Annotated in this window: 18 protein-coding genes; 12 read left to right on the forward strand and 6 right to left on the reverse strand. The window is 70.6% G+C overall.

Annotated features, from left to right (window positions below):
- The first annotated feature begins 302 nt into the window (after window positions 1-302).
- Both H7965_RS12860 and H7965_RS12865 read left to right on the forward strand, forming a co-directional pair.
- Window positions 303-869, forward strand: coding sequence for a hypothetical protein (locus H7965_RS12860; RefSeq protein ID WP_186770982.1), 567 nt, complete (start codon window positions 303-305; stop codon window positions 867-869).
- Window positions 866-1,498: a hypothetical protein gene (locus H7965_RS12865; protein WP_186770983.1), complete on the forward strand. Its 633-nt coding sequence runs from the start codon at window positions 866-868 to the stop codon at window positions 1,496-1,498. The genes H7965_RS12860 and H7965_RS12865 overlap by 4 nt, the downstream gene beginning before the upstream one ends.
- 10 nt (window positions 1,499-1,508) lie before the next feature.
- On the opposite strand, the gene H7965_RS12870 is transcribed toward H7965_RS12865, so the two are convergent.
- Both H7965_RS12870 and H7965_RS12875 read right to left on the reverse strand, forming a co-directional pair.
- Window positions 1,509-2,495: a Bug family tripartite tricarboxylate transporter substrate binding protein gene (locus H7965_RS12870; RefSeq protein ID WP_186770984.1), complete on the reverse strand. Its 987-nt coding sequence runs from the start codon at window positions 2,493-2,495 to the stop codon at window positions 1,509-1,511.
- A 168-nt stretch (window positions 2,496-2,663) separates the two neighbouring features.
- Window positions 2,664-3,629: a Bug family tripartite tricarboxylate transporter substrate binding protein gene (locus tag H7965_RS12875; protein ID WP_186770985.1), complete on the reverse strand. Its 966-nt coding sequence runs from the start codon at window positions 3,627-3,629 to the stop codon at window positions 2,664-2,666.
- Window positions 3,630-3,836: 207 nt separating this feature from the next.
- On the opposite strand from H7965_RS12875, the gene H7965_RS12880 reads away from it, so the two are divergent.
- The 10 genes from H7965_RS12880 (at window position 3,837) to H7965_RS12925 (ending at window position 14,951) form a co-directional block, all read left to right on the forward strand.
- Window positions 3,837-4,421: a chromate transporter gene (locus H7965_RS12880; RefSeq protein ID WP_186770986.1), complete on the forward strand. Its 585-nt coding sequence runs from the start codon at window positions 3,837-3,839 to the stop codon at window positions 4,419-4,421.
- The gene (locus tag H7965_RS12885; protein WP_186770987.1) at window positions 4,414-4,953 is read left to right on the forward strand and encodes a chromate transporter; all 540 of its coding nucleotides are present in this window, start codon (window positions 4,414-4,416) and stop codon (window positions 4,951-4,953) included. Before H7965_RS12880 ends, H7965_RS12885 begins: the two co-directional genes overlap by 8 nt.
- A gap of 162 nt (window positions 4,954-5,115) precedes the next feature.
- The gene (locus H7965_RS12890) at window positions 5,116-7,221 is read left to right on the forward strand and encodes a 3-hydroxyacyl-CoA dehydrogenase NAD-binding domain-containing protein (protein ID WP_229682607.1); all 2,106 of its coding nucleotides are present in this window, start codon (window positions 5,116-5,118) and stop codon (window positions 7,219-7,221) included.
- Between the two features lie 22 nt (window positions 7,222-7,243).
- Window positions 7,244-8,446, forward strand: a complete 1,203-nt coding sequence (locus H7965_RS12895) for an acyl-CoA dehydrogenase family protein (protein WP_186770988.1) — start codon at window positions 7,244-7,246, stop codon at window positions 8,444-8,446.
- Between the two features lie 6 nt (window positions 8,447-8,452).
- Window positions 8,453-9,598, forward strand: a complete 1,146-nt coding sequence (locus tag H7965_RS12900; RefSeq protein ID WP_186770989.1) for an acyl-CoA dehydrogenase family protein — start codon at window positions 8,453-8,455, stop codon at window positions 9,596-9,598.
- A 94-nt stretch (window positions 9,599-9,692) separates the two neighbouring features.
- Window positions 9,693-10,319 (forward strand): peroxiredoxin, encoded by a 627-nt coding sequence (locus H7965_RS12905; protein ID WP_186770990.1) that lies wholly within the window; start codon window positions 9,693-9,695, stop codon window positions 10,317-10,319.
- A 107-nt stretch (window positions 10,320-10,426) separates the two neighbouring features.
- A complete protein-coding gene (locus H7965_RS12910) occupies window positions 10,427-11,638 on the forward strand; it encodes an ABC transporter substrate-binding protein (RefSeq protein WP_456308159.1) in 1,212 nt (403 codons plus the stop codon).
- Between the two features lie 10 nt (window positions 11,639-11,648).
- Complete coding sequence (locus H7965_RS12915; protein ID WP_186770992.1) at window positions 11,649-13,493, forward strand: ABC transporter permease; 1,845 nt, start codon at window positions 11,649-11,651, stop codon at window positions 13,491-13,493.
- Complete coding sequence (locus H7965_RS12920) at window positions 13,480-14,250, forward strand: ABC transporter ATP-binding protein (RefSeq protein ID WP_186770993.1); 771 nt, start codon at window positions 13,480-13,482, stop codon at window positions 14,248-14,250. Before H7965_RS12915 ends, H7965_RS12920 begins: the two co-directional genes overlap by 14 nt.
- Entirely contained in the window at window positions 14,250-14,951 is a 702-nt protein-coding gene (locus tag H7965_RS12925; protein ID WP_186770994.1) for an ABC transporter ATP-binding protein, read from the forward strand. The genes H7965_RS12920 and H7965_RS12925 overlap by 1 nt, the downstream gene beginning before the upstream one ends.
- Here the strand turns inward: H7965_RS12925 and H7965_RS12930 are convergent.
- Genes H7965_RS12930 through H7965_RS12945 form a run of 4 tightly spaced genes read right to left on the reverse strand, consistent with a single transcriptional unit; the run spans window position 14,926 to window position 20,805 of the window.
- Complete coding sequence (locus tag H7965_RS12930; protein ID WP_186770995.1) at window positions 14,926-15,780, reverse strand: UPF0280 family protein; 855 nt, start codon at window positions 15,778-15,780, stop codon at window positions 14,926-14,928. The genes H7965_RS12925 and H7965_RS12930 overlap by 26 nt on opposite strands.
- Window positions 15,765-17,243: a 6-hydroxynicotinate reductase gene (locus tag H7965_RS12935; RefSeq protein WP_186770996.1), complete on the reverse strand. Its 1,479-nt coding sequence runs from the start codon at window positions 17,241-17,243 to the stop codon at window positions 15,765-15,767. Before H7965_RS12935 ends, H7965_RS12930 begins: the two co-directional genes overlap by 16 nt.
- A complete protein-coding gene (locus tag H7965_RS12940) occupies window positions 17,240-19,930 on the reverse strand; it encodes a molybdopterin-dependent oxidoreductase (protein ID WP_186770997.1) in 2,691 nt (896 codons plus the stop codon). Before H7965_RS12940 ends, H7965_RS12935 begins: the two co-directional genes overlap by 4 nt.
- Window positions 19,927-20,805 carry an FAD binding domain-containing protein gene (locus H7965_RS12945; protein ID WP_186770998.1) on the reverse strand — a complete coding sequence of 293 codons (879 nt, stop codon included), beginning with the start codon at window positions 20,803-20,805 and terminating at the stop codon, window positions 19,927-19,929. The genes H7965_RS12940 and H7965_RS12945 overlap by 4 nt, the downstream gene beginning before the upstream one ends.
- Between the last annotated feature and the right edge of the window lie 52 nt (window positions 20,806-20,857).

Genomic DNA, 20,857 nt, shown 5'->3' on the forward strand with positions numbered 1-20,857 from the left:
GCGATCCGGTCCATGGCGGATGTTCCCAGCGCCAACCCGCCGTAGCCGGTCGTTTGTCGGGTGGATACACGTTCCGGAGCGCCCCTCTGCGATCTCCCTGGCTTGTTGCTTCCAGCGCAGCTTCGCGCCTTCAGGCCCCGGCCTTCCGGCTGTTTGTTCTACAGCGGATTGCGTTCATGTCTGAAGGCTGCTCCGCTGTAGCCTGTTGTTTGCAGAGCGGATTCACCCGCCGCGGCTTCACGCCCCGGCGCGATCCGCTCCAGGCGGATGTCACTCTGCGCCTGCCGAACTGGAGTATGCTGATGAACCGACGCTTCCTGCCGACCGCTGCCACGCTGTTGCTGCTCGGCGCTTGCGCGATGCCGCCACCCGCGCCCAATGCTCAGCTGCCATTTGACGCGCTGGTTGGCGCCGGGGACCCGGTACGCAGCGCGGTCGCGAGCACCTCCTTCGCCTTCTCCCATCAGGGCCAGCTCGCCGGCCAGCCAGCCGATGCGGCGCGAGCGCTGGCGCAGATGGAGTATCTGGCGGTCGAGTTGCCGAACAACCCGCGCTTCGTCGGCGGCCCGGCGAATCTGCAGACGCAGATGCTGCAGGCACGGGAGGAATGGCGCGAGGCGCTCGGCATCCCGCCCGGCCTGCCGCCGCAGCCGGTGATCGATTCACTCTACGCCGCGGCGCGGGCGCTCCGCGCCGGTCAGCCGGAAGCGGCGGCGGCAGCGCTGCCCGCGACAATCTTCCCGCAGGGCGGCCAGGTCACGCTCACCCGGCTGGCGGCGCTGCCCGACCTGCCGCGGACCAATACGGCGGCGGTCGGCGCCACCGAGGTCCTGCGGCGGGCGGAAGGCGACCGGCGCGGCAGGCTTTGAAGCCCGGCCGGCTCCTGGCGGGACTGCTGCTGCTCGGCGCCTGCGCCGAGCTGCGGCAGGCGCCGCCCCGGCCACCGCCGGCCGGTCTTGCGACCGCCACGGCGGATCCCACGCGGGCCGCGGTGGGCGCCGCGGCCGCGGCCTTCGCCGATCGTGGTGCAGGGCTCGCCGGCCGGCCTGCCGAGGCGGCCCAGGCGCTGGCACAGCTTGAATTCCTCACGGTCGAGCTGTCCCGCAACCCGCGTTTCGCCCCGCTGCCGGAAAGCCTGCGGCGGGAGTTCCTGCTGGCGCGGACCGAGGCGCGGGACGCGCTGGGGGTGGATGAGCAGGCGTCGCCGGATGCGGTGGTGGCCGCGCTTCTGACGGCGGCGCGGGCGTTGCGCGCCGGTGACCGGGCGGCGGCGGCGCGGGCCTTGCCGGCGCCGACCTTCCGCCCGGGCGGGGCGCGCTCCGTCGTCCGGCTGGGCGAGCTCGGACCGCTGCCGCAGACGGCGCTCGCCACCGGGCTGGCGGTCGAGGGTGTCGCCCGGCTCGACGCCGAGGCCGGCTGGCTCGGCCGCGGCTCCACCGAGGCGGTGACAGGCGGTGTGACCTATGGGCCGGCCGGGGGGCTGACGGCCGGGTACTGAGCCCTGGCGCTCAATCCGCCTTGGCACCGGAGATGCGGATGATCTCGGCGAAACGACGTTCCTCGGCGGCGCGGAAGCTGGCGAATTCCTCCGGCGTGGTGGACCAGGGCACCGCGCCATTCTCCTTGTAGCTGTGCATCAGGGCCGGGTCGGCCAGCGCCTGCGCGGTCAGTGCCATCAGCCGCGCCAGCACCGCGGGCGGCAGCCCGGCCGGCCCGACCACGCCATTCCAGGAGGTGATGTCGAAGCCCGGCAGGGTCTCCGCCAGGGTCGGCACCTCCGGCGCCACCGGGCTGCGCTCCAGCCCGGTCACTGCCAGCGGCCGCGCACTGCCGTCGCGCACCTGGGCGATGGCGCTCGGGATGTTGCCGAACACCATGTGGATGCGCCCGGCGAGCAGGTCGACCATTGCCGCCGCCTCGCCGCGGAAGGGCACATGCACCATCTCGACGCCGGCCTGCTGCTTGAACATCTCACCGGCCAGGTGGACCGTGGTGCCGGAACCGCCGGAGCCGAAGGCGTAGCGTCCCGGTTCGCGCTTCAGCAGGGCGATCAGCTCCGGCACGCTGCGGGCCGGCAGCGCGTTGTTGATGATCAGCAGATTGGGCAGCCGCCACAGCCCGGAGATCATGGTGAAGTCGCGGGCCGGATCATAGCCGAGGACCGGGTAGAGCGAGGGCCCGATCGCCAGGGTGGCGATGCTGCCGAGGCCGATGGTGTAGCCATCCGGCGCCGCCCTGGCGATCGCCGCCTGGCCGACCGTGCCGCCGGCGCCGGTGCGCGCCTCGATGACGAATTGCTGGCCGGTGAGCGCGCTCATCCGATGGCACCAGATGCGCGACAGGATGTCGGTGGAGCCGCCCGGGGCATAGAGGTTGATGTAGCGCACCGGCTGGGTCGGCCATTCGGCGCTGGGCTGTGCGCGGGCCGGCCTCGCGCTGGCCGCCGCCGCGGCCAGCAGGGCCGCGCGGCGCGGCCATCGGGTGGCAGTGGGCATCCGTCTTTCCTCCCTGCAGCGCCCGGTGTTCCGGGTCGCCGCAGGGAGGATAGAGCGAATCCCAGAGGGCGTGAATTCGTTCCGCAAACACCAGGCTACAGCGGAGCAGCGACCAGACCTGAACGCAATCCGCTGCCATGCGATCCTTGGCCGCCGTCGCGCCTTGGATCAATCCGCGCGGATGTTGGCCGCCTGGGCGACGCGCCGCCAGACCTCCGATTCGCTGATCAGCCGGGCGGTGAAATCGGCCGGGGTCGTCCAGGTCGCCTGGGCGCCCTGGCTGGCAAGGCCGTCCCGCACCTCCGGCGTCTGGCTGGCGATCTTCACCGCTTCCGACAGCTTCGCCAGGATCGGCGCCGGCAGCTTGGCCGGGCCGAGCATGCTGTACCAATTATCCGCCAGCACCTGCGGGAAGCCGTGCTCGGCGGTGATCGGCAGATCGGGCAGGGAGGGGCTGCGCTGCCGGCTGGCCAGCACCACCGGCACCAGCGCATTGCTGCGGATATGCGGCAAGATCACCGGCAGGTCGGCGAACAGCAGCTGGATCGAGTTGCCGAGCAGATCCACCACCGCCGGCGCCGCGCCGCGATACGGCACCACGGTGATGTCGATGCCGGTCTGCGCCTTGAACAGCTCCGCCGCCAGCTGGGAGATGCCGGCCGAGCCGGCGGTGCCGATATTGATCCGCCCCGGCTGACGCTTTGCCAGGGCGATCAGCTCGGGCAGGGTCTTCACCCCAAGCGAGGGATGCGCCACCAGGGCCTCCGGCACCAGGGTGACGACGCTGATGGGCGTGAAGTCGTCCGGTATCTTGTAGGGCACGTTCATGACATGCGGGTTGATGACCAGGGAGCCGCTGCTGCTGATGACCAGCGAGTAGCCGTCGGGCGCGGACTTCGCCACCGCATCCACGCCGATGCCGCCACCGGCGCCGCCGCGGTTCTCGATGACGATCGGCTGCTTCAGCACGGCGGTCAGGGCGGGCGCGTAGAGCCGGGCGATGATGTCGTTCGGCCCGCCGGGCGGGAAGGGGACGACGATGCGGATGGGACGGTTCGGCCAGTCGTTCCCCTGAGCGAAGGCCCGGGTGGCGGGCAGTAATGCTGCGGTGGCGAGCAGAGTGCGGCGGCGCATGGTGTTCCCCGACGTTTCCTTGCAGGGATGATGCGCTTCTCCCCACGCGAGAACCAGAGTGGATCACAGTCCGGTTGGGACTGCGGCCCATTCTAGCCTGCTGCTTTCAGAGCAGATTCACGCCTTCGGGCTGCCGTCCTTCCGGCGATCCGCTCGGGGGGGGACCGCCCTTGGCACCGCGTCACCGCTATCGACAGGCCCGCGGCTTTGCCCGAGAAGCCCTGGGGCGCAGCGGGCGAGGGCGGGGTGAAGGCGGAGGCCAGGCTTGGCGAGATCCTGCTGGTCTTCACCAGCCTCGGCATGGCGAGCTTCGGCGGCGGCCTGCCGGGCTGGATGCACCGCGAGGTGGTGGTCCGGCGCGGCTGGATGACGGATGAGGCCTTCCTCGCCGGCGTCGCCCTCGGCCAGGTGCTGCCGGGTCCCAACAGCATCAACCTGGCACTCTACATCGGCCAGCAATTGCGTGGCCTGCCGGGAGCGGGGATGGCCTTCCTCGGCATATTGGGGCCGCCCTTCCTGTTCATCCTCGGGCTGGCCCTGGCCTATCGCTGGGGCGCCGGCCTGACCGGCCTTGCCGTGGTGCTCGGCGGGGTCGCCGCGGCAGGGCTGGCGAACTCCCTCGCCGTCGCCTGGCGCAGCGGCAGCCGGATGCGCGGGCTCTGGCCCTGGATCGTGGTGGTGGCGGTGTTCCTGGCGGTGGGGGTGCTGCGCTGGCCGATGATCCCGGTGGTGCTGGTGGTGGTGCCGATCTCGATCGCCCTCGCGTGGTGGGCAGGCCGCGCCGATGGCTGAACGGCTGCTTGCGCTGCTGCTGGTCTTCGCGCCGCTGTCGCTGGTCTCGCTCGGCGGCGGGCCGTCGATCTTCGCCGAGATGCAGCGCCAGGCGGTCGAGGTGCATGGCTGGATCACCCCGCGGGAGTTCGTCGATCTCTTCGCCATCTCCCGCGCCGCGCCGGGGCCGGGGTCGTTGATCTCGGCGCTGATCGGCTGGCAGGCGGCGGGGTTCTGGGGGGCGGTGGCGGCGGCGATCGGGCTTTATGGGCCGTCCTCCTGCGTGCTGCTGGTGGTCGGTGGCTGGTGGCGGCGACGCGGCGACAGCCCGGTGCGACGGGTGATCGAGCGTGGGCTCGCCCCGGTGGCGGTGGGATTGATCCTGGCCGGGGTGCTGACCCTGCTTCAGGCGGATGGCGCCGGCTGGCTGGAATTCGCTACCCTCGGGCTCTGCACCCTGGCGTTGCTGCGTGGCGCCAGCCCCTATCTGGTCATGCTGGTGGTCGCCCTGGTCTATGCCGCGCTGCAGCATGCGGCGTTGCTGCCGGGGTAGCGCGGTTGACGCGCGCCGGCCTGCGCCTGAGGATGCGCGCGGCTTCGCGTCGCCCCCTCGGCGTCCGGAGCGGGCCGCAACGGTGGCGTGAACCGGTGCGCCACCCGGATGCGGTGGTTCGCAGCCTGTCGGCGTATCGGCGGTCATGAAGAATGAATTGGGATGGAGAAGCCGGCCATGGCCGATGAGGCACGATTTGTCGAACATGCCTTCGATGGCGATGTTCACATCCTCCGCATTGCCAATGCGCCAGTGAACACGCTGCGCACCGAAGTGCGCGCCGGGCTGCTCGACGGGCTGCAGGCGGCGCTGCGGGAAGGCGCCAAGGCCATTGTGCTGATCGGCTCCGGCCGGAATTTCAGCGCCGGCGCGGAGATGACCGAGTTCGGCAAGCCGCGGAAGCCACCCTCGTTGAACGAGGTGTTCGACGCCATCGAGAATTCCCGGGTGCCGGTCGTCGCCGCCATCCATGGCAATGCGCTGGGCGGCGGGCTTGAGCTTGCGCTCGCCTGCCATGCTCGGGTTGCAGCACCCGGCGCCCAGGTCGGGCTGCCCGAGGTGAAGCGCGGCTTCGTCCCCGGCGCCGGCGGCACCCAGCGGCTGCCGCGGCTGATCGGGCTGGAGGCGCTGCGGCTGATCGTCTCCGGTGATCCGGTGAGCGCGGAAGAGGCTGTGAAGCTCGGCTTCATCGATGCGGTGGTCGAGGGCGACCTTGAGAAGGGCGCGGTCGCCTGGGCGCGGGCCAACGCCGGCAAGAGCTTCACCTTGGCGCGCAACCGCACCGACAGGATTGCCGGCTACGATGCCGCGAAATTCGACGAGGCGGCGAAGAAGCTGACGGCGCGCAGCCGCGGTCAGGAAAGCCCGAAGGGCTGCGTCGAGGCGGTGCGCGCCGCCTTCACCATGCCCTTTGACGATGGGCTGAATGTCGAGCGCGAACAGTTCCAGCGTCTCGTCGCGGGCGAACAGAGCCAGGCGTTGCGCCACATCTTCTTCGGCGAGCGCGAGGCGCAGCGAGTCCCCGGCCTTCCGGCCGATGCCAAATCCCTGCCGGTGAACAGGCTGGTGGTGATCGGCGGCGGCACCATGGGTGGCGGCATCGCCATGTCGGCGGCGAACAATGGCCTGCCGGTTACCATCGTCGAGACCAGCGAGGAAGCGCTGGAGCGCGGCCTGAAGCGTTGCGAGGCGAATTGGCAGCGCACCGTCGCCTCAGGCCGCCTTTCCCAGGCGGAGTATGAGAAGCGTCGCGCGCTCCTGACCGGCACCACCAATTTCGACAAGGCGGTGGGCGAGGCCGACCTCGTCATCGAGGCCGTCTTCGAGAACATGGAGGTGAAGAAGGAGGTCTTTGGGCGGCTCGACAAGGCGGCGCGGCCCGGCATCGTGCTGGCCTCCAACACCTCGACCCTGAGCATCGACGAGATCGCCTCGGCGACGAAGCGGCCCGAACTGGTCATCGGCATGCATTTCTTCAGCCCGGCGAATGTCATGCGTCTGCTGGAGAATGTCCGCGGCGCGGCGACCAGCCCGGCCGCCATCGCCACCGCGACCGAGGTGGGCAAGCGGATCGGCAAGCTGCCGGTGCTGGTCGGCAATTGCGACGGCTTCGTCGGTAACCGCATGACCGGCAAGCGCGGCCCACAGGTGGAGAAGCTGCTGCTGGAAGGCTGCTTGCCGCAGGATATCGACCGGGTCATGGAAGGCTACGGCATGGCGATGGGGCCGCTGGCCACCGGTGACCTCGCCGGCCTCGACATCGGCGCGGCGGTGCGCAAGGCGCGCGGCACGGTGGCGCCGGTGGCCGATGCGGTGGTGGCAGCCGGGCGGCTCGGCCAGAAGACCAGCAAGGGCTATTACGACTACGACGAGAACCGCAGGCGCATGCCGTCGAAGGAGGTCGAGCAGATCATCCTCGACGTCGCCGAGAAGATGCAGGTACGCCGTCGCAGGATCGAGGATCAGGAGATCCTCGAACGCCTGCTGCTGCCGATGGTGAACGAGGGCGCCCGCATCCTTGAGGAAGGCATCGCCTCCCGTCCCGTCGATATCGACGTGATCTTCGTCAACGGCTTCGGCTGGCCGGCCTTCCGCGGCGGCCCGATGTTCTGGGCCGACCGCATGGGGCTGCGGACGGTGCGCGACCGGCTTGCCCATTACGCCGAGGTGACCGGCGACAGGAACCTGCAGCCCGCCGCGCTGATCGAGCGCCTGGCTGCCGAGGGCGGCAGCTTCGCCGGGCTCAAATCCCCGGCGAAACCCGCCTGAACCCGCTTCGAGGAGAGACACCATGGACCTCCGGTTTACGGATGCCGAGATCGCCTTCCGCCAGGAAGTCCGCGATTTCATCGCCAAGGAACTGCCGGTCGCGACGCGCGAGCGCATGCTGGCCGGCAAATCCCCCACCAAGCAGATGGTGGTGGACTGGCAGCGCAAGCTGAATGCCCGCGGCTGGGCCGCGCCGGAATGGCCGAAGGAGGCCGGCGGGCCGGGCTGGACCCTGGCGCAGCGCTACATCTTCCGCGAGGAGCTGCAGCAGGCGCCGGCGCCATCGCCGCTCGGCTTCAACATCAACATGTGCGGGCCGGTGATCATCGAATTCGGCACGGAGGAACAGAAGAAGCGCTTCCTGCCGCGCATGCTGAACCTCGACGACTGGTGGTGCCAGGGCTTCTCCGAGCCCGGCGCCGGCTCCGACCTTGCCGGGCTGAAGACCCGGGCGGTGCGGGAGGGCGACCACTATGTCGTCAACGGTCAGAAGACCTGGACCACGCTGGCGCAGCACGCCGACTGGATCTTCCTGCTGGTCCGCACCGACCCCAATGCGAAGAAGCAGGAGGGCATCTCCTTCCTGCTCTGCGATATGAAGACCCCCGGCATCACCGTCCGCCCGATCATCACCATCGAGGGTGGGCATGAGGTGAACGAGGTCTTCTTCGATGATGTGAAGGTGCCGGTCGAGAACCTTGTCGGCCAGGAGAACCGTGGCTGGGACTGTGCCAAATTCCTGCTGGGCAATGAGCGTTTCGGCCAGGCCCGGGTCGGCGCCAGCCGCGAGCGCATCCGCCGCCTGAAGGTGATCGCGCAGGAAAGCCTCGATGGCGGCAGGCCGCTGATGGAAGATCCCGAATTCCGCCGCAAGGTGACCGAGATCGAGGTCGAGCTGAAGGCGCTGGAGATGACCGTCATGCGGGTCATCGCCACCGAGACCAAGCGGAAGGACAAGAAGCCCGACCCGGCGACCAGCGTGCTGAAGATCAAGGGCACCGAGATCCAGCAGCTCTGCTCCGAGCTGCTGATGAAGGCGGCCGGTCCCTATGCCTGGGTCGATGGCGATCCGGATGAGGAGGGTGGCGGCAACGACGTGGATGTGGCGCCCGACTGGGCGCTCGGCCTCGCCGGCGTCTACTTCAACTGGCGCAAGCAGAGTATCTACGGCGGCTCGAACGAGATTCAGCGCAACATCATGGCCAAGGCCTTCCTGGGACTGTAACGCACCATGGATTTCGATCTGAGCGAGGAGCAGCGCCTCCTGCAGGACAGCGTGGCCAAGCTGCTTGCCGACAAATACGGCTTCGAGCAGCGCAAGGCCTATATGAAGGCACCCGAGGGCTGGAGCCGCGAGGTCTGGTCGCAATTCGCCGAGCTCGGCCTGCTCGGCCTGCCCTTCGCCGAGGATGAGGGCGGCTTCGGCGGCGGCGCGGTGGATACGCTGCTGGTCGCCGAACAACTCGGCCGCGCCATCACCCTGGAGCCCTGGCTGAGCACCGTGGTCATCGGCGGCGGCTTCCTGCGCAACGGCGCCAGCGCCGAGCTGCGCAGCGCGATGGTGCCGAAGATCGCCGCCGGCGAGCTGCTGCTGGCCTTCGCCCAGGCGGAGCGGCAGTCCCGCTACGACCTGTTCGACGTGGCGACGACGGCGAAGAAGGACGGCAGCGGCTGGTCCATCACCGGCCGCAAGGGCTATGTCGTGCATGGCGACAGCGCCGACGCGCTGATCGTCACCGCCCGCACCGCCGGCGGCCAGCGCGACCAGCGCGGCATCGGCGTCTTCCTGGTGGATGCGAAGGACCCCGGCGTGCAGCGCCGCGGCTACCGCACGGTGGACGGCCAGCGCGCGGCGGAGGTGGAGTTCGCCAACGCCCGCGCCGAGGCGGTGCTCGGCAACCCCGAGCACGGCCTGCCGCTGGTTGATCAGGTGGTGGACGAGACCATCGCCGCGCTGGCCGGCGAGGCGGTCGGCGCGATGCAGGTCGCGCATGACATGACCGTCGACTACATGAAGACGCGCCAGCAATTCGGCCGGCCTATTGGCAGCTTCCAGGCGCTGCAGCACCGCGCGGCGGATATGCTGGTGGCGCTGGAGCAGGCCCGCAGCATGTCCTACTTCGCAGCCATGTCGGCCGAGGAGCGCGACCCGCTCGAACGCCGCAAGGCGATGGCCACGGTAAAGGTGCAGATCGGCCGTTCCGCGCGCTTCGTTGGCCAGCAGAGCATCCAGCTGCATGGCGGCATCGCGATGACGATGGAGTATGCCTGCGGGCATTACTTCAAGCGGCTGACGGTGAATGACGCCATGTTCGGCGACGCCGACCATTATGTCCGCTACCTCGCGGACATCGGCGGGCTGGTGCAGGCGGCCTGAAGCACGGGCGTTCGGCCTTCGGGCCCGGAGCCCGCAGTTCCGATCGGGGATAAGGCGCGGCCGCCGGCCGCGCCGCGCAAGGCAGGAGGGATCGATGCCACAGCTTGGTCAGGTCGCGCCGGATTTCGAGGCCGACAGCACTCAGGGCCGCATTCGTTTCCACGACTGGCTGGGGAATTCCTGGGGCGTACTGTTCAGCCACCCCAAGGACTTCACCCCGGTCTGCACCACCGAACTCGGCGAGACCGCGCGGCTGAAGCCGGAGTTCGACAGGCGCGGCGTCAAGGTCATCGGCCTCTCGGTCGACCCGGTCGCCAGCCACAATGGCTGGGAGGCGGATATCGCCGAGACCCAGGGCCATGCGGTGAATTTCCCGATGATCGCCGACCCCGACAAGGCGGTGGCCAATCTCTATGAGATGGTGCATCCGGAGGCCGATCCGGCGATCACCGTCCGGACCGTCTTCGTCATCGACCCGCAGAAGAAGATCCGCCTCTACCTGGTCTACCCGCCCAGCACCGGGCGGAACTTCGACGAGATCCTGCGGGTGATCGACAGCCTGCAGCTCACCGACCGGGCCAAGGTGGCGACGCCGGTGAACTGGCGCCCGGGGGAGCGCGGCATCATCCCGCCCTCGATCTCGGACGAACAGGCGAAGACGATGTTCCCGCAGGGCTGGGAGGCCAAGAAGCCTTATCTCCGTTACGTCGAGGTCAAGTAGAATCGGGCTCGGCTGCGTAGCGAAGCGGCCGAATTCGTTTGCGCCCTGAAGGATGTTGCGGTTCCATGGCCGCCTTCGCAGTTGCAGCGTAACCGGGGGGCTGGATGATGGATTCGGGTGTCAGGCGGCGGCGCCTGCTGGCGACCGCCGGCATGACCGTGGTGGCGCCCCTGGTCGCGCGTGCCCAGGGTGAGCCGATCCGCATCGGCGAGATCAACAGCTACACCGCCCAGCCCGCCTTCCTGCAGCCCTATCGCAATGCCTGGATCCTGGCGCAGGAGCAGGTGAATGCCGCCGGTGGCATCCATGGCCGGCCGCTGGAGACCCTGTTCCGCGACGATGCCGGCCGGCCCGAGGATGCGGTCCGTCTGGCCGGCGAGCTGGTGAATGCCGAGAAGGTGGCGCTGCTGTCGGGCGGCTTCCTCTCGAATGTCGGTCTCGCTATCGGCGATTTCGCCAACCAGAACAAGCGGCTGTTCGTGGCGTCGGAGCCGCTGACGGATGCCCTCGTCTGGGCCCGCGGCAACCGCTACACCTTCCGGCTGCGCGCCAGCACCTACATGCAGTCGGCCATGCTGGTCGAGGAAGCGGCGAAGCTGCCGGTGAAGCGCTGGGCCACCGTCGCGCCCAACTATGAATACGGCCAGTCCGCGGTCCGCTGGTTCAAGGAACTGCTGACCCGAGCCAAGCCGGATGTGCAATTCGTCGCCGAGCAGTTCCCCGCCCTCGGCCGCATCGATGCCGGCGCCACGGTGCAGGCCCTGGCCGCGGCCAATCCGGAGGCGATCTTCAACGTCACCTTCGGCGCCGACCTGACCAATTTCGTGCGTCAGGGCAGCACCCGCGGGCTGTTCGAGCGCCGCCGCATCGTCTCCCTGCTGACCGGCGAGCCGGAATACCTGGAGCCGCTGCAGGATGAAGCGCCGGAGGGCTGGATCGTTACCGGCTATCCCTGGGACCAGATCAACACCCCCGAGCACAGCGCCTTCCGCGATGCCTATCGCCGGCGCTGGAACGATCACCCGCGGCTCGGCAGCGTCGTCGGCTACGACACCGTCATGGCCATCGCCACCATGCTGAAGAAGATCCCGGCACCGGAGACCGAGGCGATGGTGGCGGCGATGCGCGGCCTGCCATTCGGCTCGGTGTTCGGACCGGCGGAGTTCCGCGCCATCGACCACCAATCCACCATGGGCGCCTTCGTCGGCCGCACCGCGCTGAAGAACGGCAAGGGCACCATGGTCGACTGGCGCTACGCCGACGGCCGCAATTACCTGCCGCCGGATGAGGTGGTGCGGACCCTCAGGCCGCAGGGCTGACCCCGCCCTGTTGGAGAATCTGGTTCTCCAGGCGCTCAGCGGCCTGGCGAGCGCCTCCTCGCTGTTCCTCGTCGCCTCCGGCCTGACGGTGATCTTCGGCGTCAGCCGGATCGTCAACTTCGCCCACGGCTCGCTCTACATGCTGGGCGCCTATCTGGCCTGGACCCTGGTGACGAATCTGCCGCGCGGCCACCTTGGCTTCTGGGGCGGGGTGCTGGGGGCGGCGCTGCTGGTCGGCCTCATCGGGCTGGTGGTGGAGGTGCTGCTGCTGCGCCGCATCTACCGCGCGCCGGAGTTGTTCCAGCTGCTGGCCACCTTCGGCGTGGTGCTGATCGTGCAGGACCTCGCGCTGCTTGCCTGGGGGCCGCAGGATCTGCTGGGGCCGCGGGCGCCGGGCCTGCGCGGCAGCATCGAGATCCTGGGGCTGCGCTTCCCGCTCTACGAGCTGTTCCTAATTGGTGTCGGGCCGGTGGTGCTCGGGCTGCTGCTGCTGCTGTTCCATCGCACCCGCTGGGGCACGCTGGTGCGCGCGGCGACGCAGGACCGGGAGATGGTCGGCGCGCTCGGTGTCAACCAGCGCATGCTCTTCACCAGCGTCTTCTTCCTCGGCAGCGTTCTCGCCGGTCTCGGCGGCGCGCTGCAACTGCCGCGGGAAAGCGTAAACCTGCACATGGACCTCTCGATCATCGCCGAGGCATTCGTGGTGGTGGTGGTCGGCGGCCTCGGCAGCCTTTCCGGCGCGGCGCTGGCGGCGCTGCTGATCGGCGAGCTGCACGCCTTCGGCATATTGGTCTTCCCGAAGATCACTTTGGTACTGGTCTTCCTGGTGATGGCGGTGGTGCTGGTGGTGCGGCCGCACGGGCTGCTCGGCCGGCCGGCTGCCGCGGCACATGGCGCCGGCGCCGCCGAGCCGCCGATCGGTCCGGCGCCGCGGCCGCTGAAGCTCGCCGGCGGCGCCGCGCTGGCGCTCGCCCTGCTGCTGCCGCCCTTCGCCGGCAATTATGCGCTGACCGTCCTCACCGACATCGCCATATTCGTGCTCTTCGCCGCCAGCCTGCACCTGATCATGGGGCCGGGTGGCATGGCGAGCTTTGGCCATGCCGCCTATTTCGGCCTCGGCGCCTATGGCGCCGCGCTGGCGGCGCAATGGCTGGGCGCGTCGATGCTCGGCGGGCTGGTGCTGGCGCCCTTCGTCGCCGGGCTGTTCGGGCTGCTCTTCGGCTGGTTCTGCGTGCGGCTCTCCGGCGTCTATTCCGCCATGCTGACCCTGGCCTTCGCGCAGATCGCCTGGTCGGTCGCCTTCCAATGGGTCGAGCTGACTGGCGGCGATAATGGCATTCTGGGCGTTTGGCCCGATGCCTGGGCGGCCGGGAAACTGACCTACTATTATCTGGCCCTGGCGCTCTGCCTGGGCAGCACGCTGCTGCTGCGACGGATCATCCATGCGCCCTTCGGCTACGCGCTGCGCGCCCAGCGCGACAGCGTGCTGCGGGCCGAGGCCATTGGCATCGATGCCTTCCGCATCCGCTGGTTGGGCTTCACCCTGGCCGCCGCCGCCGCGGGCATCGCCGGCGGGCTCTTCGCCTATGGCAAGGGCAGCGTCTTCCCCACCACCATGGCCATCTCGCGCAGCGTCGATGCGCTGCTGATGGTGCTGCTGGGCGGCGTGCAGACCCTGAGCGGGCCGATCATCGGCGCCCTGGCCTTCACCGGCCTGCAGGAACAGCTGGTCCGGATTACCGACCTCTGGCGGCTGGTGCTGGGCAGCGTCATCGTCGTCCTGGTGCTGTTCTTCCCGCAGGGCCTTGCCGGCGCCGCCCGTACCGCCTGGGAGCGCCGCCATGGCGACACTTGAGGTGGAGGCGCTGGAGAAGCGGTTCGGCGGAGTGCAGGCGGTGCGCGGCGTCTCCTTCGCCATCCGGCCCGGCGAGATGCTGGCGTTGATCGGTCCGAACGGCGCCGGCAAATCCACCTGCTTCAACATGCTGAACGGCCAGCTCCGCCCGGATGCCGGGCGGGTGCGGCTGAAGGGCCGCGACATCACCGGCATGGCGCCGCGCCGGGTCTGGCGGCTCGGCGTCGGCCGCACCTTCCAGATCACCGCCACCTTCGGCTCCATGACCGTGCGGGAGAATGTGCAGATGGCACTGCTCTCCCACCACCGGCGGCTGATGCGGCTCTGGCGGCCGGTGGCGCGGATGGATGCGAGCGCGGCCGATGCGCTGCTGGCCCGGCTCGGCATGGCGGAGCAGGCCGGGCGGCCCTGCGGCATCCTCGCCTATGGCGACCTCAAGCGGGTGGAACTGGCGATCGCTCTGGCCAATGATCCGGCGCTGCTGCTGATGGACGAGCCCACCGCCGGCATGGCGCCGCAGGAACGCGTCGGGCTGATGGCACTGACCGCCGATATCGCCCGCGAGCGCGGCATCGCCGTGCTCTTCACCGAGCACGACATGGACGTCGTCTTCAGCCATGCCGACCGCATCCTGGTGCTCGACCGCGGCACGCTGATCGCCGAGGGCGCGCCAGCCGCGGTGCGGGCCGACCCCAGGGTGCGGGAGGTCTACCTCGGCAGCGGCAACATGATGTCCCCTGGGCAGGGCGGGCATTGATGCTGCGGGTCACCGGCCTTTCGGCGCACTACGGCCGCGCGCATATCCTGGACGAGGTGGCGCTGGAGGTGGCGGCGGGCGAGGTGGTCGTGCTGCTCGGCCGCAATGGCGCCGGCAAGAGCACCACCATGAAGGCGATCATGGGGCTGGTGCCACCGAGCGCCGGCCAGGTGGTCTTCGACGGCATCCCCATCACCGGCCGCGCGCCCTTCGAGATTGCCCGGCTCGGTCTCGGCTACGTGCCGGAGGAGCGGCGGATCTTCACCGAGCTGACGGTGCTGGAGAATCTTGAGGTCGGCCGCCGCCCGGCGCCGCCCGGCATGCCGCCCTGGACCCCGGCACGGCTCTTCGCGCTCTTCCCGAGCCTCGGCGCCATGCAGGACCGGCCGGGCGGGCGGATGAGCGGCGGCGAGCAGCAGATGCTGACCATCGCCCGCACCCTCATGGGCAATCCTCGGCTGATCCTGCTGGATGAGCCGAGCGAGGGGCTGGCCCCGGTGGTGGTGGAGCGCATGGCGGAGGCGATCGGCGCGTTGAAGGCCAGCGGCCTCGGCATCCTGCTGTCGGAGCAGAACCTGCATTTCGCCCGCGGCGTCAGCGACCGGGCGACCATCATCGAGAAGGGCCGCATCCGCTGGAGCGGCAGCATCCCGGAGCTGCTCGCAGCCGATGCGGTCAGGGAGCAGTATCTGTCAGTCTAGGCGGACCGACGGCGCGCGTCGCATCCCCCACGGCCAGCAGCGCCGCCACCACCAGCCCCCGTTGCACCAGCCGCTCCGCCACCGCCTCCCCGGCATCGAGCGCATCCTCGACCACCGCCGCCGGCAAGGGGCCGACGCCGATGGTCACCGGCAACTCGCCCAGGTCGCTGTCGGGATCGAGGCTGCTGGCTGGCACCCGCCGTACCGCCGGATGCACCGCATCCACCGCATTGGCGATGACCGTTGCCGCCGCATCCGCCTCGGCCGCCGTTGCCGCCAGCACCGTCACCGCATCGGCGATGCCGCGGGAGAAGCTGCGGCCCTGCCAGCCGCTGGTGGCGATGCCGCGCACCGGGTCGGCGGCGGCGATGCGCACCAGCCCCTCCGGCACCGCGGCTTCCAGGCTGCGCACCAGACCGATGCGCAGCGCCTCGCCCGGCGCCAGATGCAGGGCGATGTCGCCGCCGTTGTTGACATGAGCGGTGCCGAGGCCGGGCACGCCGGCGATCGCCGCCAGCACCTCCTCCGCCACCGCCCCGGCGACCGCGGCCATCGGGGTGATGAAGCCGGTGCGGTAGGGCCAGACCGCCGCGACCATGCGACGCGCGACCGGCCCCCGCACCGCGGGAGGGTCGGCGCCGAGCGGGGCGCGCAGCAGTGGCAGTTCGGCCACCAGCCCGGCCAGCAACCCCTCGAAGGCAGCGGTGGCGCGAGCGCGCGCCTCGGCGACGGCGGGGCGGGTGCCCTCCAGCCCGATGACCAGGTCGATCGGGCCCTCATGCAGATGCAGCCGGCCGTCCGGCAGCAGGGCGCTTACGCTGCCGGCCATGGGTTTTCCGGCCGCCAGGGCTCCTGTCGCGCCGTCGCGCCGTATTCCGCCAGCAGCCGCTCCAGCGGCACGGCGTGGTCCACATGCCCACCCAGCCGGGCATAGAGCTCGGCGCGCAGGGTGAATTCGATGGGCGCGACCAGCGCCGGGGTCGGCACGTAGCCGAAGGCGCCCTCCGGCACCCGCAGCACATCCGCCATGATGGTGATGCCGCCACCGGGCCATAGCACGCAGGGCGCGCCGCCGATGGTGACGCGGACCAGGGCCTTCTGCACCTCCCGCGTCAGCAGCACCGGGTTCTCGGTGACGCCGGCGCGCAGCGATCCACCGGCGCCGGCCATGAACAGGATGGAGGTCAGCGCCGGCTCGCAATTCTCGCCGATGCGCTCGACGGTCCGCAGCACCGCTTCCGGCACCGGCGCGGGCACCGGCCGCAGCATCTCATCCAGTTCGACGTAAAGGTGGTCCTCGCCCGTGGTGCTGGTCAGCAGGAGGCGGAGGCCAGGCCAGGCCAGGTTCGGGTCGATCCGCTCGATTACCGCGAGTGGGTCGATGATGTCGGTGCCGCCCCAGCCGGGGCCGGGCTGCGCCACCTGGAAATAGCGGCCGGGGGTGGAGCGCCGGCCGCGCACCCTTATGCCGCTCGGCCGCATGCCGAGGCATTTGCCGGCCTGGTGTTCGGAGAGAACGCCGGTGATGTGGTCGTCGACCACGATCACCTCATCCACATGGCCATGCCATTGCTGGGCGAAGATGCCGATGGCGGCGCTGCCGCAGCCGACCCGCATCCGCGCCTCCGCCACGCCGTTGACAATGGGCGGGGCGCCGGCCTGCAGCACGAGTTTGGCGCCGCCATCGATCGTCACCTCCACCGGCTGCTTGCCGCAGAGCGCCAGCATCGCGGCGCAGGTGACATTGCCCTCGCGCTTGCTGCCGCCGGTCAGGTGGCGCACCCCGCCGAGGCTCAGCATCTGGCTGCCGTATTCGGCGGTGGTGACATGGCCGATCTGCTCGCCATCCACCCGCACCGCCGCTGCCTCCGGGCCGAGGTGGCGGTCAGTGTCGATCTTCACCTTCAGGCCGCAGTAGCTGAAGATGCCCTCCGTCACCACGGTGACGGTATCGACGCCTTCATGCGTCGAGGCGACGATGAAGGGCGCCGGCTTGTAGTCGGGGTAGGTGGTGCCGGCGCCGATGGCGCTGACGAAGGTCTGCGGCGCGATGGTGCCGTGCCAATCCTCGGCATTCTCCAGGAAAGGCACCGTCTCGCCGCCGGTCTCGAGGGTGCGGGTCATCAGCACCAGCGGGTCGGTGCGGATCAGCGCGCCGTCGCGGTTGGCGTAACGGCTGCAGGCCCCGGCGCGGCCGGGACGGATGCGGCAGAGCACGGGGCAGGCGTCGCAGCGGACGATGCCTTCATTGCCTTCCCGGGCGCCGAAGACGGCAGTTCTATCGGTGCTCATCGGCTTGCCTCGGCGATGGCCGCTAGCACCCGATGCGGCAGGGCAGGGGCCTGGGTGATGGTGACCCCGGTCGCGTCGCGAATGGCGGAAAAGATCGCCGGCGCAGTCGGCACCAGCGCCGGCTCGCCGATCCCCTTGGCGCCATAGGGGCCGAGCGCCTCGGGATCCTCGACCAGGATGCATTCGATCTCCGGCACGTCGCCGGTGGTCGGGATCAGGTAGTCGTGCAGGTTCTCTGTGCGGCCAGGCAGGTATTCCTCCATCAGCGCCAGGCCGATACCCTGGGCGATGCCGCCATGGATCTGCCCCTCCACCAGCGTCGGATTGATCGCCCGGCCGACGTCATGCGCGGCGACGATCCTCTCCAGCCGCACCGTGCCGAGCTCGGTATCGACCGAGAGCGCCGCGACCTGCGCGGCGAAGCCGTAGGTGGCATAGGGGATGCCCTGGCCATCGGCATCGAGCGGCACGGTCGGCGGGTCGAAGCGGCCGATGCCTTCCAATACGCCATCCAGCGCCAATTCGCGGCCATCGACGAAGAGCCGGCTGCCCTCCAGCCGCAGGTGTGCATCTTCGCCGGCATTGGCGCGCAGCAGGATCGCCTGCCGCAGCGCCGCTCCGGCCTCCTGCGCGGCGCGGCCACTCACGAAGGTCTGGCGACTGGCGCTGGTCTTGCCGGCATCGGCGGTCAGGTCGGTATCGCCCAGCACCAGGGTGAAATCTTCGGTCCGCAGGCCAAGCGCCTCGGCGACGATCTGCAGCAGCACGGTGGTGCTGCCCTGGCCGATGTCGACCGCGCCGTTGTGGAACACCAGCCCTTCCGGCCCCAGCGTCACCCGCATGGTGGAGGGATTGGACATGCCGGTATTACCGATGCCGTACCACATGCAGGCGATGCCGACGCCATGGCGCCGCGGCCCGCCCCTGGTGTTCCGCGCCGCCGCCTCCGCCCGCAGCGCCTGCCAGCGCGGCCGCAGCGCATCCAGGCAGGCGACCAGCCCGACCGATTGGGTCAGCACCTGCCCGGTCGCGGTGGTGTCACCGGCGCGCAACGCGTTCAGCGCGCGGAACTCCAGCCGGTCGAGGCCCACGGCATCGGCCAGCTGATCCCACAGCGCCTCCTGCGCGATTGCCGCCTGCGGCACGCCGAAGCCGCGGAAGGCGCCGGAGGGCGGCTGATGGGTGAAGACGGCGCGGGCGCGGGTGGCGACCGAAGGCACGCGGTAGGGACCCATCGCATGCACCGGCACGCGCCCGGCGACGGTTGGGCCCCAGCTGGCATAGGCGCCGGTGTCGAAGATGCCCTCGAAGGCGAAGCCGGTCAGTCGCCCCGCGGCATCGCAGCCGGCGCGCGCGGTGATGCGGGAGGGATGGCGCTTGGTGCTGCTCGCCATGCTCTCGGCGCGCGACCATGCCGCCCGCACCGGCCGCCGCAGCAGCCAGGCGGCGATGGCCAGCATCGGCTGCACCGAGACATCCAGCTTGCCGCCGAAGCCGCCGCCGCAGGCCGAGGGGATGATCCGCACCGCGTCATGCGGAATGCCCAGCACGCCGGCGACTTCCTCAAGGTCCATGTAGGGCGCCTGGGTGGTGGCGAAGACCTCGATCCGCGTCCCCACTCGCTGCGCCCAGCCGGCCTCAGGCTCGATATAGGCGTGCTCGACGAAGCCGGTTTGCCATGCACCCTCGGCGAGATGCGCGCTGCCGGCCAGCGCCGCCGTGGCATCGCCCGAGACGACGCGGCCGGTGGTCAGCACGTTATCCGGCCAGCGCGGGTGCAGCGGCGCCGCGGCCAGCGCCGCCTCCGGATCACTGAGCGGCGGCAGCACCTCCCATTCCAGCGGCAGCTCCTCGGCGCGCACCGCCTCCACCGCGGCGCGCTCGCCGACCAGGGCGGCGACGCAATCGCCGCGATAGCGGACCACCCCATCGCAGAACACCGGCTGGTCCTTGATGTCGGGATAGATGCCGAAGCCGTTGCGACCGGGGACATCGGCGGCGGTCAGCACGCGGTGCAGCCCGGGGTGGCGGGCCAGCAGCGGCGCGCAATCGCCGAGGCGGAAGCGGGCATGCGCATGCGGGCTGCGGATCGGCCGCAGCCAGAGCGCATCGGCGGGCGCCGCATCGGCGCCGTAGAGCGCGGCGCCGGTCAGCTTCGCCGGGCCGTCGATGCGCGGCAGCCGCGCCCCCACCGCGCCTGACGCCGGCACCGGCGGGGTGCCGAGGAAGCGATGGGCATCGCACACCGCCTCCAGGATCTTGCGATAGCCGGTGCAGCGGCAGAGCACGCCGCCGAGCGCCTCCATCGCCGCCGCCTCGTCCGGGCGCGGCGTGGCCTCGAGCAGCGCCATGGCCGCCAGCAGCATCCCCGGCGTGCAGATGCCGCATTGCGCCGCGCCATGGTGCAGGAAGGCGGCCTGCAGCGCGGCGCCGAGCGGCATCGCCGCCAGCCCTTCCACAGTCAACACCGCGCCGCCGGCGGCCTGGGCGAGCGGTACCAGACAGGCGCAGACCGGCGCGCCCCGCAGCAGCACGGTGCAGGCGCCGCAATCCCCGGCGTCGCAGCCGGTCTTGGTGCCGGTGAGTCCGAGCCCGTCGCGCAGCACGGCGGAGAGCCGCGTCTCCGGTGGCGCCACCACCGCCCGGGGCGTGCCGTTCACCGTCAGGGTGAGGGGCGGGGCGCTCACGCCGCCAGCGCCTCGGGCGCGGCAAGGCCGGCCAGCAGCCGGCGCAGCAGCACCAGCGTGGCGTGGCGGCGGTATTCGGCCGTCGCACGCATATCGTCGATTGGCGAAAGGGTGGCGAGATGTGCCGTCTCCACCATCGCGGCGGCGTCAGCCAGGGGCAGTCCGGCAAGCGCAGCCTCCAGCGTCGGCAGGCGCTGCGCCACCGCTGAGCAGGCGCCGACCGCCAGCCGCGCCCGGATGATGCGCCCGGCCGCTGCCTCCACCACTCCGGCGACCATCACGATGGAGATCACCAGATAGGCGCGGGCGCCGAGCTTCAGGAAGCCGCTGCGCGCGCTGCCCTCGGGCTTCGGCACCAGCACCGCTGTCGCGATCTCATCCGGCGCCAGGGCGGTGCGCCGGTAGCCGAGCAGGAAATCCCCCAGCGGCAGCCGCCGCGTGCCGCGCAGGCTGGCCAATTCCACCTCGGCGTCCAGCGCCAGCAGCGGCGGCACGCCATCGGCGGCGGGGGAGGCGTTGCAGAGGTTGCCGAGCAGCGTCCCGCGCGCCTGCACCTGCATCCCACCGACCTGCCGCGCCGCGTCCCGCAGCGCCGTGAACCAGGGCGGCAGGGGCTGGTCGCGCAGCATCGCCCAGGTGACGCCGGCGCCGATCCGGTGATGACCGCCGGTATCCTCGATCGCACCCATGCCGGCGATGCCGGAAAGGTCCAGCACCGGTCGTGGTGCATCCCGCAGCCAAGCCGCGGCCGCAGCGCGGGCGGGGTAGATGTCGGTGCCGCCGGCCAGCAGCAGGGGCGCGCCCTGCTCGGTCGGCGCCGCAGCCAGCAGCGCCAGCGCTTCCGCCAGGGTTCCGGGTCTGCGATAGGCCGCCATCTGCCCCGCCGATTGTTTGCAGGGTAACGAGTCTACGCAGCACCTGTTCCGC

The organism is Siccirubricoccus deserti (assembly GCF_014283215.1).
Classification (GTDB): Bacteria; Pseudomonadota; Alphaproteobacteria; order Acetobacterales; family Acetobacteraceae; genus Siccirubricoccus; species Siccirubricoccus deserti.